This is a genomic window from SAR324 cluster bacterium (genome assembly GCA_015232315.1).
In the GTDB taxonomy this organism is placed as follows: domain Bacteria; phylum SAR324; class SAR324; order SAR324; family NAC60-12; genus JADFZZ01.
In genome coordinates, this window is the sequence record JADFZZ010000001.1 from 1 (window position 1) to 16,465 (window position 16,465).

The following is a 16,465-nucleotide window of genomic DNA, read 5'->3' on the forward strand; positions in this document are numbered from 1 at the left end:
CAGCTACTAACCAAGGTAATGCTTCAATACAAGGGATTTTCATACGTCCTCCTGGGGTGAATGGCGCTCAGAAAATTTTTATGCCAAATCAACACAACTCAACAGATGTTTTTTTCGAAAACCCAAGAAAATATTCTTTTTTACCAAAAGGACACTTAAGTCCTCCTGAGGTGAATGGTGCTCAGAAACTTTTTATGCCAAATCAACACAACAGATGTTTTTTTCGAAAACCCGAGTAAATGACGGTTCGCTAAAAATTGTCCAGATTGGAGAAATGGGGCTGAAAGCTTTTTGATAAAAATTTTACGGGTTTTTCCATATTTTTGATCCCTGTTATATATCGGGATTGTTATACTCAAGCCTTCATGAATTCTATCTGGAGGCGATGTATGATTGATACCCCCAATACCCGAAAAACTTTTTGCCAGATCACCGGTAAACTCCATTTGCTATTTTCATTATTCTTGCTGTTCCCCTTGCCTTGGTGCTTCTATTATGAATGGAATCCGGACATCGGACTGCTGTTCCTCCAAATTTCCGGGGTGGTAGCGGTCATTGGCGTTGTCCTGCGATATTACGGCAGGGACGCGCCGAACATAATATTGCCGCGTGATTCCTTATTCATCGTGGGCTATTCCTGGCTGGCGTTAGTGGTGACTGGCGCGTTGCCGTATTGGAAAAGCAATTACATTCCCGGTTTTGTGGATGCGATCTTTGAATCCGTTTCCGGTTTTACCACCACCGGAGCGTCCATCATGACGGACGTGGAGATCCTGCCGGATGCCATCCAATTCTGGAGAGGGTTGACCCAATGGATCGGTGGGATGGGAATTATCGTGTTATTCGTGAGTGTGTTTCCCAATTTGAGTTTGGGAGCCAAAACCTTGTTCAAACGAGAATCCAGTCAATTGCGTTCCGATCCGACAGAGCCTGTGATTCGCGACGCGGCCAGGAGCATGTGTTTGACTTACATGGTGTTGACAATCCTCCAGATTCTCCTGTTGCGGGGGGCGGGAATGTCTGTTCTGGACGCCATGATCCATACGTTCGCCAGTATTTCCACCGGGGGTTTCTCCAGCAGAAATGCCAGCGTCGGTGCTTTTCAGTCTCCGTTCATCGAAGGGATCATTATCGTTTTCATGTACTTGGGTTCGATCAATTTCGGCTTATATTATGACTTGGTTCATGGCAAATGGCGACGGGTCCTCAAAGATGCGGAATTGCGGTTTTTTCTAAGCGTGGGTTTGATTTTCACGGGTCTCTCCACGCTTTCGTTGTGGTTTCATTCCGGTTTCAATTTTCTGAAAGCCTTGCGATCCTCCGCTTTTCAAATCAGCACCATTCTCACCACGACCGGCTTTGCCTCGGACGATTATGAAAAATATCCGTTTGGCCCACAGGCTCTTATTTTTCTGTGCATGTTGATGGGCGGGATGGCGGGTTCCACGGCGGGAGGCATCAAACAATTTCGCATTTTTTTACTGTTCAAAATCATTGTGAATCACATTCACCTCAGTTTTCGTCCGTCCCTGGTGACCAAACTGCGTGTGGGCGACACGGTCATTCAGGATAACCTGTTACAGTCGGTATTGGGCTTTTTCTGTGTCTATGCCGTGACACTGGCAATCGGATTTGTATGCCTGGCCTTCAGTGGACAAGATCTGCTGACATCCCTGACGGCGGTGATGACCTGCGCGGCGGCCGCGGGTCCGGGTTTTGGGATGGTGGGTCCCACGGATAACTTCGCGGCCCTGAATGATTTTGCCACAGTGGTGTTATCGGTGGTCATGCTGTTGGGACGTCTGGAATTTTTTGTGCTGTTGGCATTTTTCCATCCGAGATTCTGGAGACGATAACCAACCAGCACGTGATAAGTACCCGACCATAAATCTTTAACCATTTTTTCTGGTTCCCTACCTCTTCTGGTGGGGAACCCTCCTTTTAATGTTAAAAAAACTTTTGAGCGGTACTTATCAGACACGGATCGGCAGGATGACCAAGGGAATACCGTGTTGATAGAGCCTTCGCTGTAGGGTGAAGGCGGTATAATTGTGCAGCCATCGTGTGGTGAAGAGGGAATCCTCGGGAAACACCAAGGTGGTCCTCTGGCAGAACCAAAAATATTTGTTCAGGACCATAGCACAGGACGGAAATGCTACTGGCACCCAGCATCAACCCGATCCATCCCGCAGAATAAGGACGCTGTTTCATGGCGTTTGTTCCTCAAGGAGGAGTAGCCGATAACCGATTCCCGGTTCGGTGATCAGCAGAGCGGGATTGTTGGCATCGACTTCGATTTTGCTCCTGAGTTGGGCGACATACACCCGCAGATAATGATGTTGTGGTACAGTCACTTTAGAGTATGCATGTTCCCGATCCTCTGCTAAAATGAAGAAAAAGGAGGTGGATTATGAAACAAGCATCACGACACTATACGGAAGAGTTTAAACAAGACGCGGTAAAATTGGTTGTGGAAGATGGGTACAAGCAAACGGAAGCGGCACGGAATCTGGGTATTCCTCCCCGCACGCTGGAAGGATGGGTCGAAAAAGCCCGACATCAGGATTCTGGCAAAAACCTGACAGCGTCAGAACATCTGGAGTTGAAACGGTTGCGTCAAGAAGTCAAACGATTGACGATGGAGCGAGAAATTCTAAAAAAGGCCACGGCCTTCTTCGCAAGGGAAAATCATTGAGATATGAGTTCATTGAACGAGAGAAGAAGGCGTATCCGATCCGGGTGATGTGTCATGTATTAAAAGTATCTGTTAGCGGATATTACAGTTGGAATAAACGTCAACAAAAACAAGAGGGAACCACGATTTCCTCTCGAAAGAATCTGGTAGACAGAGTCAAAGAGATTCATCAGGAAACCCGTGAAAGTTACGGGAGTCGGAGAATGTCTGCCCAGTTGAGGAAGGAAGGTCATCCGGTAGGACGCGCTCAAGCGCGAAGCCTGATGAAAGAAGCTGAGGTCACGGTAAAACAGAACAAACGGTTTATTCAGACCACAGACAGTCGCCATCCCTGGCCTGTGGCGGAAAATTTGCTGGATCGCCAATTCAATCCTGAAAAACCCAATCAGGTCTGGGCTAGCGATATCACCTACCTTTGGACTTCTGAAGGGTGGGTTTATCTGGCGGTTGTGATTGATTTGTACTCACGGAGGGTGGTTGGCTGGTCCGTTGATTCCCGAATGACCACCGAATTGGTGGAAAACGCCCTGAAAATGGCGATTCAACGAAGAAAACCAGCGCCTGGAATTCTGTTTCATTCGGATCGGGGAAGCCAATACGCCGCTGAAAGTTTCAGAAAACTGTTGAAACGTTATGGAATGATTTCCTCCATGAGCCGAAAAGGGGAATGCCATGATAATTCTCCGGTGGAACGCTTTTGGGGCTCCCTGAAAAAAGAATGGACCAACTCCATCCGTTATCAAAATGTGGATGAAGTCCGGTTGGATGTCATGAAATATATTGAAATGTTTTACAACTCCAAACGATTACATTCCACTCTGGGCTATCAAAGCCCCGTGGAATTTGAAAAACTGGCTTCCGCCAGTTGATCTCCCCAAAGGGGGATCTTGTTGCCTCCGGCGGCCAGAACCCTCACGGTTCTGGACTCTGGGTACGTTTGAAATGATCGGGAAGGAAGTAACTCCATTTTGTCTTGACCACCACAATATTTATTCATTGTCATCCTCCGTCTCCACTCCGGTAACTGTGAAAAATATATCCAATGCCACCGCGCTTACCGGGGGATATTATCATACGTGCGCCACATCCGGTGGCAGTGTCCGATGTTGGGGACATAATGGATATGGTCAATTGGGAAACAATAGCGCGTCCATGTCATCCAGCACGCCCGTGACCATTACGGGGTTATGAAATTCGAGCATAGAGTCCGACACAGAGAAAATTCAAGTTCCCAATTAACTCATTGGTACGATGCAATCTCTGATGCCTCCACGCCAGTGACCATCAAAGGTGTGAGGGTTATGAGCATGGCTTTTTGTTGTGATACAAGGAAATAATTTTATGCAGGCGTTACGATTTTGTCTGATCCGTTGCATTCCATGGGTAGCCTTGGCTTGGCCGGGTTTAATCTGGGCCGCGTGTTCCTATCAGGACATCGCGGATCTGAAAAACGAGAGTTTCCGGGATGATGATATTCGGCAATTTTGCCAATTGATGGAAAAACAGAATGCGGTTGCCGCTCCAACTTCAAATCTGGCGGGAACGCCGGTGAATGTGTCACCGGCTCCGGCTTGCGAATCCGTTTCGACACTGCCTGACGCGCCTCCGGCGCAGGAAACCCGGGACAGTTCCGGTTCCTCCCTCTGCTCCTGGATTCCATCATTGCCGGAAACCTCCTGGACGCCTTTACGGGGAATCAACGTGGGACTCACGCCCTTGTCCCTGCTGGCGGGAGCCATTCAGTTGCAGGGCGAATATATGTTTTCCTTCGGGATTTCCCTGGGAGTGGAACTGTTTGACTGGGATGCTTCCAGCAAGAATTACGGCACGCAAAGCCTGCGGCTCTTTGCCCGGAGTTACCATCCGTGGCGAACGGGGCACTGGTATGGCGGCGGGGGACCCGGGATGATCCGGGTGGAATACCCCGCCGAAACCATCAACAACACGGGCGCGACCCTGGATGGCGGTTATCGTTGGGTGAGCAATCAGTTCTTCATGGATCTGGGAATTTATATGGGATTTTGGGGCAAACAAGACGTAGATGGCGTGGACCGCAACCTGAATGTTATCGGCGGTGACTGGAAAGTCGGATTACGGTTTTAGAAAAAGAGCCTGTTCATGGGCGTCACGGATTTCTACTGGTGTTGACAGCTATCTGACGCAACAAATCCACGGTTTCCTCACGAGAACGACGAGATTCCTCAGCCAGTTGATCCATATGGGACGTCAGTTCCTGAAATCCGGCATGTAACGTGGTTTCCACCCGCTCCAGTCGGTTTCCCACTTGGGCCAGTCGGTTTTCCATGCGTCCCAGGCGTTCATTTCCCGAACGTTGGGCTTCCAGGATCGCGCCAAGAAGCGTGGTGTCCTGGCTACCGACCTGATCCGCCAAATCCTGGAGGGCCAGAATCAGTTTCTTGACGATTTCGGGGGTGCTGGATGGGGTTACTTCATCAATATTGGGTAATTTCAGCATGGATCTCCTGAGCAATGATCGATATCTTCGGAAAACGAATTCGGCACACGACGATATTTTTAAGTACGTTGAATTTACCATAATGACAAGTCCGCACTGACAGCGATCGGAACAAAAGGAGAGGAACATGAAAAACCGTTTAATCATGGCGGGTTTGATCTGTGGATTGACACTGTCGGGGTGTAACGCGGAAAGCCTGGGAACCTATACGGACACAGGACGGCATTCTGATCAGAGCGGTCAAGCTTTGGATGAAAAGAACGAGGTCTTGCCTGACGCGGAAACCAACATTCCGGAATCTGAGGCAGTCAATTCGGCCTCAGGGCTGAAAGCCGAGGATTTTTCCAAGGATTATGTTTCGATTGCTCCGGATAACATTCGGGAAACCCTGAAAAATACCAGGGAATTTTATAACAACTTCGATTCCGGTTTTCTGGGAAGACAGCCCACACTCACCAGTGTTTCAGATCTGGGAACGTGCAATCCTTTTGTGGAAACCATGAGTTTTATTGACGCAGGCAACGGCTTTTATGAACGTTTCAGCGCAGACAAGAATATCGAAGCTTGTCTTAACCAGGCACGAGATATTGAAACCATGCGTTATGTGAGTTCTGTTCATGGTTTTTTTCAGAAAACCCGGTTTTTGGATACGGAGGGATCTCCCGTCAATTTAACAACGCAGACAGACCTCGGTACTTTTCCCAGAGCAGAGGCCTTGAGCCGTTTTTACAGCAAAACAGTGATTCATCATATCACCTCCGCTACGGGCGAAACCCTGGAAGACCTCACCGAACTCAGACAATTGACCTCCGCATCGTCTAGTCCGGACCAAGTATGTGTACTCAATCCGGGTCAGACACAGATGGATTGTGTTCGCTATACGCAAAAAACAACAACCCAGGCAGGCAGTATCCTCAGGGATGAGACAACCGTTTCGTCCTTTGTTTCCAGCAATCTGACCGTTTCGGCGACGGGAACCTATTTCACTCAAGGTTCCATCGAATTCAGACTGAACAACTGGACCGGCACCATGACGTATTCCGACGATCCGGAAACACCGCCTTCGTTCACCGTAACCAATGGATCATTGACCGTGACAGGGAAACTGGGTGAACTGAACGTCAAAAGCCTGGGCAATGGCCAGAGTTTTTTTGCGCCTGGAGACATGAATCTGTCGGATAAAGTCACCGGAAATTTCAGCGGATTGACGATGAATACAGGAGAACAAAGTGACGTGGTGGGGTTTCTTGCCCTGGTTGGAGCGAGTTCCGGGGAAACCACCGGTAGCGCTGTGTACCAGCGGATGATTACCGATATTCAGTCATTGACCACCGTCATTTCTCAATTACAGGCGGTATCGGTGTTTGATAACGGCAATACCGTTCGTGGCAGTTACTCACTGAGTAGCCGGACCTTGCTGAATCCCACCACACTGTCCAATGAACTGCTGAAGAAAATCGGGGTGACTTCCGGAAACCAGGTCCAGAATCTGCCATATTCACCACTGAACAGTCTGGATTATCAGACGTTCCGGTTTGAACTGGCGGTTCAATACAATTCTGCGACAGAAGTCATTGTGATTGTCAATTTGGTCGCGAATGAAAATTATACCACTTATCAAGCGATGGTGGATTCCACTGTGAGCGTGAACAATCTGGTGAATGAGGAAGTAGCGCGGGTCAGTCAGAAAGACACTTTCACGGTAGCCGCCACAGCCAGTGTTGCGGATTTTTTGATGGTCATTGACAACTCAGGCAGCATGTCCGATGAGCAAACCGCACTGGCCGAGAATGCCACCAGTTTTTTTGACAAGTTGCAAAGCGCGGGGCTTGATTTCAGAATCGGTGTCATTACTACGGACAGTTCCACTTTACGCCATACAGGGTTTACCAACGATAAAACCGCGTTTCAGACAGCGGTTCAGGCGGGAATCGGCGGATCAGGCACGGAATCCGCAATTTACTTTGCCGAACAGGCACTTCTGGATACCGGCAGTGTGGTCAAGGCCGGATATCCTCGCGCAGGAGCCAGCCTTTCCATTATCATGCTCAGTGATGAATCGGATCAGTACAGTTCTTATGCTGGCAAAGCTTTTGATTTTGATTCAAATGTATTTCTGACCAAGAGCTACAAAGTTTATGTGATTGTCGCGGATTCCGGGTCCTCAACCACAGGCTATATCAAACTGGCCAGTAAAACCGGCGGTAGTTTTGGAAACATCTATCAGTCCAGCTATGCCGCAACCCTGGATGTGATTGTCCAGAATGCGGGTGGTGCCAATTACACTTTGAGCCACACTCCAATTGCGTCCACTCTGGAAGTGAAGGTCAACGGATCCGTGGTCCCCATCAGCAACACCAATGGATTTTTGTATAACGGTTCTGCGAACACCATTGCCTTTTTTGGAACAGCTATTCCAGCCGCAGGCGCGACGATGGAGGTCAGGTACCAGTATGTCTCCAGGTAAACGCCGTATCGTACCCCGGCTGTTATCTTTGAATGTTCTGATGATCGTAGGAGTGCTGTATGTTCTGCAGCCCCGTTTTCTGACGTTCATGGATAAAAAAAGCGTGGATTTGCTGATCACCGGGCAAAGCAATCCACCTCAGGCCAATGTACCCGTATTCATTGCCGCAGTGGATTCCAAAAGCATCGACGCCTTTGGCCGCTGGCCCTGGACTCGCTCCCGGATGGCGACATTAATTCAGGAATTGACCGATTATTATCAGGTCAAAACAATTGGACTGGATATGGTTTTTTCGGAACCTGAAACCGTATTACCGGAGCAAAATCGGAATGTGAATGGAATGCTTGAGAAATACTCCGCCAAGGATCAGGCATTGCTCAGAAATTTTCTCCAAACCCTCTCCATGAATTCAGCGGATATCCAATTGGCACAGTCAATTCAACAGGGGAATGTCACGCTGGGGTATTTCTTTTTTCTGTCCAGTCAACGATACCAAGTGGATCAGGCCACCCTCAAGACTTTGAAAAAACGGGGTGTCCCGGAATCCTTGCTACAAGCGATGGCACCTTTGCAGCTTTACCGGCGGATGACCCTGGAGGAATTTGATCAACTGTTGAATCAAAAATTGACTGAAGAAGATCTGGCCCAATTTCAAAGCATGATTCTGGAAGAAAGCACTCATGCTCCCTGGGATTATCTCACTCCGGAACAACAGCGTCAGGCTCAATTGACCTTGCAGGGCAACTCCTTCAATCTGGTCAGTGGGGTTCGGCATCTCAATTCAGTACCGTTGATGCGAGGGGATGCGGTGGAACCCAATATCTCACGGATTCATACCGCAGGAAAAGAAATTGGTTTTTTGAACGCTTTTCCCGACGGGGAAGATGGTGTCATCCGACGGGCACACCTGGTGATGCGTTATGGGGAATTGCTGTATCCGTCCCTGCCGCTACAACTGCTTAAAACTTTTCGGGATGAACCCTCAATGCAGGTCATGTTGAGAGAAAACCGCATGATAGAATTACGCATGGGATCGCATGTGTTCCCAACCGATGCGGATGGCGCCATTCTGTTGAACTTTCGGGGTCCCCGTGGAACCTTTGCCACGTTTTCCGTGGTAGACATCATGGAACATCGGGTTCCCAAGGAGTTTCTGACCGATAAAATCGCGCTGGTCGGCATCACGGAAGCCGGTTTGCTGGATATTTACAACACGCCCGTGGGAAATATGTTTCCGGGCGTGGAAATCCATGCCACCGTGCTGGAAAACCTGATGCACCAGGCCTATCTGAAAATATCTCCCTGGCAGGACGTGATCCTGTTGAGCGCCATCCTGGGGGTCGGAGTGTTGTTGAGTTGGCTGTCTCACGCACTGATTTATCCTTGGTTCAGCGTGGTTTCCAGTCTACTGCTTCTGAGTGCGTTTGCCACGCATTATTACGTGGTGATTCACCTTCAGACCTGGATGAGTATCCTGTATCCGTTTCTGCTGATTTTTGGGATTTGGGTGGTCAACACTGTGTATCGGCTGATTCTGATTGATCTGGCCAGAAAACAAGCTCGTCAACGCATTATTGAAACCAAAAATGTGTTTCAACTTTTCGTGCCGCCCCAGTTTCTGGACCGTATTTCCAAGGGCCGCTTTGAAGCCCTCCAGCATGGAATTGCCAGGCAGTCGCCTGTGTCAGTGATGTTTTCCGACATTCGATCCTTTACCACGATTTCTGAAAATCTTTCTCATCTGGAACTCTTTCAACTGCTGAATGAGTATATGCGCCACATGATTCCTGAAATTCAGCGGCAGGGCGGCTTCATCGACAAATTTATCGGGGATGCCATCATGGCGCTGTTTGATGAGGAAAGCTGTAAGAATGCTTATGGCGCAGAATCGTCCATTCTGGCGGCCATAGAAATGGTCAAAGCGCTGGACTTGTTCAATGAAAAACGCAAAGCCGCGTTTCAACCCCCGATCCTGTCAGGAATCGGGATCAATTCCGGCACAGTCACCATGGGCACCCTGGGCAACGAATCACGAATGGAATCGACGGTGATCGGCGATGCGGTGAATCTGGCCTCCCGTCTGGAGGGACTGACCAAAACGTTTGGCTCCCGGATTCTGATCAGTGAATCCACCTGGAAACAACTACCCGATCCGGATCGGTTTCAAATCCGCGAAGTGGGCTATGTCAGTGTGAAGGGGAAAAAGAAACCCACCACGCTGTATGAAGTATTTGATGCGGACCCGGAATGGGTACGTAACAAAAAAGCAAAATCCTGGCCCTGGCTGTTGAAGGGCATGGGCTTTTATCATCACCGCCGTTTTGACGATGCCGTGGAAGCATTGAAAACCGCGACTGCGATTTTTTCGGAAGACGTGGTCATTCAGCAATACCTGCACCTGGCGCTGGAATATCAGAAAAATCCGCCGGGTGAAAATTGGGATAGTCAAATCGTTATGACACACAAGTGAATTATGAAAACCATTATAACCACCATCTGCCTGAGTCTGATGCTCTTTGGTGCAGTGCCGATTCAGGCGGCAGATATTCTTATTTACAGTTCGTCCCACACCAGCGGCGCAGAAATCACGGAGTCGGAAATCACCGTACAGTTGGAAATCCGTGCCTTTGAACCGTTGACGGAGGTCATGATTAACGGACAAACCGTAGATGCGGACGGCGAAAGGCGGGTTTCCGTGGCGGTTCCCCTCATCCTCAAGGAAGGAGAAAATCCCATCGTGGTTTCGGCAAAAACAGCTCGGCAATCCGCGGAAGAAAATTTTGTATTTATCCATAAAACGGAACAACCCGACCATTGGAGTCTGATGTCACAGGTTGCCCTGAAATTGGATTCCAATGTCAACGAAGTCTCCCGCGCCTCTTCCCGGGTCCGGGGGCATCTATGGCAAGCCATTGTGATGCCGGAATATCTCCTGGAATGGGATACGGACACATGGGTGGGAATCAATGCGGTTGCCAGCCGGGAACGCTATCAGGAAAATGTTCTGCGTCCATTTGAAAACGGATTTTTGCGTGCGATAGGATTTTTACGCAAAAACATCGAATGGGGACTTTGGGAAACCGGACTGGGACACAACCGGATCAATGATCAGATGCTGGAACCTTCCAACAGTCTGGATATTTATCAAAAAGCACCGTCTCGTCAAAATCAGACAGAGCTTTACACCCAGCTTCATTATCCGTTTTCAGACACATTGCGGATGCTGGGAAAACTGACTTTGAAACAGCAAACGATCAGCCGGATTCCTACCGATCCCGGCTACAATGACACGGCGGCGCTCCAGAATTTATCCCTGAGAATTTATTGGCGTTTCGACACGAACAACACCCTGCTGGGACGCTGGGAGCGCGAGAATCATGACGCACAAGGAAAATATACCGATCATACGACAATACCTTCGCCAAATTTGAGAAAGACTAGTCACGAAAACACTGGGCTACCTCAGAAATAACTGAATTAAAAATAGACCCCTCAAATTCAAGGGTTATTATTAATTACTAATAAACTGATTTAATAAGGAATATTAGTTTCATAATTCTCATTAGATATTGTTGCGAAATCGGCCTACAACCATTTAAGTACGGAGGTCGTGTCTGTTGGCGAAGGTATTGTACGAGCGATACGCTTCAGATCAAAGGTTCCTATGATTTGGATTCACATCAATTTTCCGCAGGATGGAAGATGAAGACATTTCAACATGCCGCGACAGACCCCGCCCTGGATCTTGCCATCCAGTCCATAGAACAGCAGTGGACCCTGCGCTATGGTTATGCCTGGTCGCCCATATGGAATCCCTTTGTGGAATATGAACTGGAAACAAGCGATGCCAATACTTCCTTTCTGGAATACCGTAAACAAACTTTCACATTTGCTCTGTTGATTGTCTTATGAAGCATCTTATCATTCCTGTTTTGATTTGGTTGGTGGCGCCCTTGCTTTACGCTCAGGATGGTGTCCTGATTTTGCTGAAAGGATATTTACAACACACCCATGCAGGTTCCGACCAGGTTTACCGGGTGGGTGACGATTCACCTTCTGTTGAGGTCCGTGTTTTCGAAGGGGATGAAATCCAAACCGGAGAAAACACCGAGGTAGAACTCAAGCTACGTCAGGACAGTGAAAAAATGACACTCTATGCCAACACCTATCTTAAAATCAGCCGGATTGATGAACAGGAAACCTTACTGAATCTGTGGATCGGCAAGGCAAAATTTCTGGTAGAATCCGTAGTGGATCAATTTTCAGGAATCATGCGTTTCAAGGTGCAGACCGGAGTGGCATTCCTGGGAGTCAAGGGAACAGAGTTTTTTGTGGAAACCAATAAAACCGGAACTTCGCTGTTGACGCTTTCCGGAGTGGTGCTATTCGCCAACCGGACTAACCTGGAAGACCTGGTAGAAGTCACTCAGAACCATGTGTCCAAAGTTATCCAGAATCGACCTCCTACGCCTCCCGGTAAAATCAGTGACGCCAGGAAAGAACGCATTCTCAATGGCGACAGTAAAAGCTGGGGTAGTGCCGTACAGGAAACGGAACGCATGGATCAAGGCTTGAAGGATTCGTCACAGGAAACCCTCGAAGCCTTGCAGGAAGACCAAACGCTGGAACTGGAATTGTTGAAAGAAAAACAGGTGAAAATTCAGGTTGAATTTCAGTAGGACGGGATGATGTCAAAAATAATTTTTGGAATATGCTGGGTGTTGGGGCTTTTTTTACTGACCGGTTGTGAAGAAATTCCCAACAAGGATTCCTCTCGGCGAGGCCATGTGGTCTTGCAATTGAAACTGGAATCAAGAAATCCCCAAATGTCTCGATTGACCAGGGAACTTTCCACCAAAACCAACACCATTGTGGTTCAGGTCATTGATCCCACCTTGCTGACCGGAAATGAGATTCCCCCCGTAAGTCAGTTTACTGGCCAGGCTATTGCCCAAACCCTGCTGGATTTACAAACCCATACCATGGATGTTAACTTGCCGTTTGATCAATCCATGCGGTTATTGGTGTATGTTTTTGAGCAGCAGGTTTCAATTTCCGGGGTGGCAACCCTCGCGGAAGTGCCCATTCAGCGTGGTATTTCGGAAATCTTCACCATCGACTCCGACACAAACGAATTGACGCTTTCCATTTCCCTGGAAACAGTATTACCCGCCGCCGGCAGTTTTGGAACGCCGCCCAATCTCGTGCTTTCCGGAGGCGGACGACATTCCTGCCGGATTGACGCCTCCAACGCTATTCAATGCTGGGGACGTGGGGATCAGGGGGAATTGGGCAATGGTTTTACCACCAATTCCATGATTCCGGTTTCGGTTTACCAAATCACGACGGCACGACACATCACGACCGGAGTGGGATTCAGTTGCGCGGTGCTCACCGATGGAACTGTTTCCTGCTGGGGCAACAACACAGAGGGCACGCTGGGAAACGGTGAAACCGATAATCAAAGTTATCCAGTGGCCGCAAGGGGAGTGACTAACGCTATTCAGGTTTCCACCGGAAGTTTGTATGTTTGTGCCGTATTGGAAACAGGGAAGGGGATGTGCTGGGGCAATCTGTCCTATGGGTCCATCATCACGGCGGATGATTTTACTCCCGGCACGGGAAATCCCACGCCCAAGGAAATCAACGGACTGTCCAATGTGGTACAGATCGCTCCCGGTGGGGTTCATGCCTGCGCCCTGATTTCCAATGGTACGGTTCAGTGTTGGGGTTATGGGGGATTGGGGCAATTGGGGCAAGGTTCCACTTCCAGTTCTGAAACCCCGGTTCGCGTGCTGGAGATTTCCGATGTCAAACAAATTACTTCAGGTGGGGTGCATTCCTGCGCATTGCTCAAATCTGGTCTGGTTAAATGCTGGGGTGGCGGAACCTATGGGCAACTGGGCCATGGACAGACTCCGGAAAAACAGGCAAACCCTGTGGATGTTTCAGGGATCACCAACGCCACGCAAATCACGGCCGGTTTCTATTTCACCTGTGCATTGCTACAAACCGGTACGGTTCAATGCTGGGGCAACGGCAAATCCGGGCAGTTGGGAAATGAAACCAACACGGCAATTCAAAGCACTCCGGTGGATGTATCCACTCTCGGTGACGTGCTTCAGATCAGTGCGGGAAATTCTCATGTTTGTGCTGTTCTGAACGATTTGAGCATGAAGTGCTGGGGATTGGGACAAAACGGACAGCTTGGCAATGGTCAAAACTCCAGCCATAACAAACCTGTTGCGGTCCAGATCACGGGAGAAACCCTGACTCCGTTATAATCAAAATAATTTTAGTCAACCTGCTACGACGCATTAGGCCTATTATCTATTCCCACACGTGTTGTTACCAAAGATTTGTGCTGGCTGAAAACTCGCAAGAAAAAGATTTTTCTTGAGTTACTCAATTCTTTGTTTTAAGCAGAAACAAGCATGTTGTTTGGATTCACTGGGAAACTGGTGAATTCGAGTTTATATTTTGTAAATTTTGACAGAGGAATACTTATGAAACATAGTTTATTAGCGTTATGCATGGTCATTGCCGGATTAGTTGCTGTGAGTTGTGGTCCTTCAGCCCCACCTCCTACACCGGAAACATTCCTGACTCTGGCTGATGTTTCAGGCCGCCCCACTTTTCAGGAAACGTCACCCGATGTGAGAGTTATCGCGGTAAAAGCCAAAGCGTTCATCAAGTTGAATGATATTCGTGCGGCCAAGGAAAGAGCCAAGGAACTGGCTTCCATTCAGGCGGTGGACTCCATGGTTCGTGAACTGCTGGATGCTGATACCTACAACAAAAATTATGAGGAAATTGATCGGTATATGTCCCAGAACGTCAATAATTACATTGATGATGTTGAGGTCGTGGGTGAAAAGAAAATCTTCAATGACAAATATTATGGAATTGCCGCGGCCTTCAAGGTCAACCGTCAGAAAGTACTGGTTGCGCTACAAAAAGAGCTGAAGCTGATCAACACCAGCGCCAACAGCCTGATCACTGTGATTACCAGCAAAAAAGGCATTGATCTGTCAGCCGCGGGATTCAGGTTTGAAGACATGGAATCTGCTTTGATGAACCAGATTCAGACCGATTTGAATCAGCGTGGACTCCGAGCCATGGATTTCCGTAATGCCATCACTTCCATGCAGACCGATGAAACCAAAAAAGCCGCGTTTTCCAAAATTTCCAAAGATCAGTTCATGGCCACTATCGCTGGCAGTTCCGCCGGTAATGCGTCACTGGACCAACAAGTCAAGGGTGCTGAAGAGTTTTACAGCACAGGATTATCCCTGATCAAACAACTGGCAAAAGTTGTGATTGAAGTGAATATCTTCGCGGTGAATGGAAACATTCAGGGCGATATTGCGTTGTCCATGAATGTGACAGCCAAGAATATTGCCACTGGAACCGGCGGCGCGTTTGCCAACACTGTGGTGAATGTCGCGCGACGCGGCGGTCCGAATGTGATCGCTTCAGCCATGATCACAGGACTTGTCAAGGATTCCTATGAGGAAATGACCAAAGAATTTATTCCTCAGGTGGTTAAGGAAATGTCCACTGTTTCTGTTGGTGGCGACAAACTGATTGCGTATGATATTGTCCTTAAAGGCTTTGATGAAGAAGGTTCAAAACTGCGCAGACGGATTTCCGGAATGGAAAATGAGACATTCCGTTTTATCACCCTGGACAACACTGTTCCTACTATCTTAACCCTCAAAGTTCGTTACTCAGGAAAAGCACTTAAATTGTCAGACATGATTCTGGGTGCGATTGAAGAAGCCAATGTACCTGTAAAAGAACCTATATTTGCGCCTGAATTGACAGATATCGTGTTTGTTCGCGATACTTCTAAAAAATAATAACCATGCCGGGGTAACCCGGCTTTCCGATCTTCTCAGTTTGTAAAGGAATATATGTTACGAAAATTATCTTTATTGTGCGGAATCGCTTTGGTGATGGCCCTGGCCGCATGTTCCAGCCTGGATAAGGCAGAACAATTGTATCAGCAGGGAGAAAAAGACAAAGCCACAGATATAGCGATTGGTTTTCTGGACAGCAGTGATAAAGGTGAGCGAACCCGTGCTGCGGATTTGTTGGGAAAAATTGGAGGTGATAAAGCCGGTAAGGCTCTGACCGAAAAAATAGATGACCCTGATCCGGAAGTACAGGCAACCATCATTGTGAATGTTGGAAAAACCGGCTATACCCCGGCTTCGGCAAAGCTGGTTAAAATGGTTCCTGATGCCCGCGGAGAAATTTTTGAAGCAGTGGGTAAAGCCATTCGGCAACTGGGTGATCCGGCAATCAGTCTGCTGGTGGAAGATTTCCATGCGCCCAGCAAAAAGGCCTCTCAGGATCAGATCAAAAAAATGCTGGTTTATATTGGGCCAGACGTGACAGAATCCATTGCCCGATCCATGAAGAACAAATCCTATTTTGAGAATAAAGCTAATTTTGATATCCTGATCGAGATCCGGAATCCAGCAGTTGCCTCAATGATGCTTCCCTATATTGAAGATGATGAAGTGGCGCATCTGGTGGTGGAAGGTCTGACAAAACTGGGTAGCATGGCCGTGGACCCGGTGATGGAAAAATTGCGAATAGTGTCTCAAGCTTCAGGGAATGCCGCTCTGAAAGAACGACTTGTGAAAGTTTTGGGGCAAATCAAGGATCCTCGTGCAACCACGATCCTTGAACCCATGAGTCAGGATGAAAGTGATCTCGTTCGCCAGGCTGTCGATCGTGCACTTTACCAGATTCGGGGATTCTGAGTGATCGTCCGGAAGTCCTGCGGGTTCTTCCGGATTTATGCTTTCTTAAAGAC

General features: G+C 48.3%; 12 protein-coding genes and 1 pseudogene. 11 read left to right on the forward strand and 2 right to left on the reverse strand.

Going from position 1 to position 16,465, the window contains the following annotated elements; all coding sequences use genetic code 11:
• Positions 1-389 precede the first annotated feature (389 nt).
• Positions 390-1,856, forward strand: coding sequence for a TrkH family potassium uptake protein (locus HQM11_00005; protein ID MBF0349378.1), 1,467 nt, complete (start codon positions 390-392; stop codon positions 1,854-1,856).
• A gap of 351 nt (positions 1,857-2,207) precedes the next feature.
• On the opposite strand, the gene HQM11_00010 is transcribed toward HQM11_00005, so the two are convergent.
• Complete coding sequence (locus HQM11_00010; GenBank protein ID MBF0349379.1) at positions 2,208-2,390, reverse strand: winged helix-turn-helix domain-containing protein; 183 nt, start codon at positions 2,388-2,390, stop codon at positions 2,208-2,210.
• Positions 2,391-2,407: 17 nt separating this feature from the next.
• On the opposite strand from HQM11_00010, the pseudogene HQM11_00015 reads away from it, so the two are divergent.
• A pseudogene (locus HQM11_00015) lies at positions 2,408-3,564 on the forward strand (IS3 family transposase).
• Between the two features lie 472 nt (positions 3,565-4,036).
• A complete protein-coding gene (locus HQM11_00020) occupies positions 4,037-4,798 on the forward strand; it encodes a hypothetical protein (protein ID MBF0349380.1) in 762 nt (253 codons plus the stop codon).
• 22 nt (positions 4,799-4,820) lie between these two features.
• Here the strand turns inward: HQM11_00020 and HQM11_00025 are convergent, their stop codons facing one another.
• Positions 4,821-5,171, reverse strand: coding sequence for a hypothetical protein (locus HQM11_00025; protein MBF0349381.1), 351 nt, complete (start codon positions 5,169-5,171; stop codon positions 4,821-4,823).
• Positions 5,172-5,298: 127 nt separating this feature from the next.
• On the opposite strand from HQM11_00025, the gene HQM11_00030 reads away from it, so the two are divergent.
• The 8 genes from HQM11_00030 (at position 5,299) to HQM11_00065 (ending at position 16,412) form a co-directional block, all read left to right on the forward strand.
• On the forward strand, positions 5,299-7,638 hold the full coding sequence (locus tag HQM11_00030) for a VWA domain-containing protein (protein ID MBF0349382.1): 2,340 nt from the start codon (positions 5,299-5,301) through the stop codon (positions 7,636-7,638).
• A complete protein-coding gene (locus tag HQM11_00035; protein ID MBF0349383.1) occupies positions 7,625-10,108 on the forward strand; it encodes an adenylate/guanylate cyclase domain-containing protein in 2,484 nt (827 codons plus the stop codon). The genes HQM11_00030 and HQM11_00035 overlap by 14 nt, the downstream gene beginning before the upstream one ends.
• A gap of 3 nt (positions 10,109-10,111) precedes the next feature.
• Positions 10,112-11,110 (forward strand): hypothetical protein, encoded by a 999-nt coding sequence (locus tag HQM11_00040; GenBank protein ID MBF0349384.1) that lies wholly within the window; start codon positions 10,112-10,114, stop codon positions 11,108-11,110.
• 230 nt (positions 11,111-11,340) lie between these two features.
• Positions 11,341-11,550, forward strand: a complete 210-nt coding sequence (locus tag HQM11_00045; GenBank protein MBF0349385.1) for a hypothetical protein — start codon at positions 11,341-11,343, stop codon at positions 11,548-11,550.
• Entirely contained in the window at positions 11,547-12,317 is a 771-nt protein-coding gene (locus HQM11_00050) for a FecR domain-containing protein (GenBank protein MBF0349386.1), read from the forward strand. Before HQM11_00045 ends, HQM11_00050 begins: the two co-directional genes overlap by 4 nt.
• Positions 12,318-12,323: 6 nt before the next feature.
• On the forward strand, positions 12,324-13,922 hold the full coding sequence (locus HQM11_00055; protein MBF0349387.1) for a hypothetical protein: 1,599 nt from the start codon (positions 12,324-12,326) through the stop codon (positions 13,920-13,922).
• A gap of 222 nt (positions 13,923-14,144) precedes the next feature.
• Positions 14,145-15,500, forward strand: a complete 1,356-nt coding sequence (locus tag HQM11_00060) for a hypothetical protein (GenBank protein ID MBF0349388.1) — start codon at positions 14,145-14,147, stop codon at positions 15,498-15,500.
• Positions 15,501-15,554: 54 nt separating this feature from the next.
• Positions 15,555-16,412 carry a HEAT repeat domain-containing protein gene (locus HQM11_00065; protein MBF0349389.1) on the forward strand — a complete coding sequence of 286 codons (858 nt, stop codon included), beginning with the start codon at positions 15,555-15,557 and terminating at the stop codon, positions 16,410-16,412.
• Positions 16,413-16,465: the final 53 nt, after the last annotated feature.

Coding starts and splice junctions, on each gene's coding strand:
- HQM11_00005 (MBF0349378.1), top strand. CDS start 390: ATGATTGATACCCCCAATACCCGAAAAACTTTTTGCCAGATCACCGGT.
- HQM11_00020 (MBF0349380.1), top strand. CDS start 4,037: ATGCAGGCGTTACGATTTTGTCTGATCCGTTGCATTCCATGGGTAGCC.
- HQM11_00025 (MBF0349381.1), bottom strand. CDS start 5,171: ATGCTGAAATTACCCAATATTGATGAAGTAACCCCATCCAGCACCCCC.
- HQM11_00030 (MBF0349382.1), top strand. CDS start 5,299: ATGAAAAACCGTTTAATCATGGCGGGTTTGATCTGTGGATTGACACTG.
- HQM11_00035 (MBF0349383.1), top strand. CDS start 7,625: ATGTCTCCAGGTAAACGCCGTATCGTACCCCGGCTGTTATCTTTGAAT.
- HQM11_00040 (MBF0349384.1), top strand. CDS start 10,112: ATGAAAACCATTATAACCACCATCTGCCTGAGTCTGATGCTCTTTGGT.
- HQM11_00045 (MBF0349385.1), top strand. CDS start 11,341: ATGAAGACATTTCAACATGCCGCGACAGACCCCGCCCTGGATCTTGCC.
- HQM11_00050 (MBF0349386.1), top strand. CDS start 11,547: ATGAAGCATCTTATCATTCCTGTTTTGATTTGGTTGGTGGCGCCCTTG.
- HQM11_00055 (MBF0349387.1), top strand. CDS start 12,324: ATGATGTCAAAAATAATTTTTGGAATATGCTGGGTGTTGGGGCTTTTT.
- HQM11_00060 (MBF0349388.1), top strand. CDS start 14,145: ATGAAACATAGTTTATTAGCGTTATGCATGGTCATTGCCGGATTAGTT.
- HQM11_00065 (MBF0349389.1), top strand. CDS start 15,555: ATGTTACGAAAATTATCTTTATTGTGCGGAATCGCTTTGGTGATGGCC.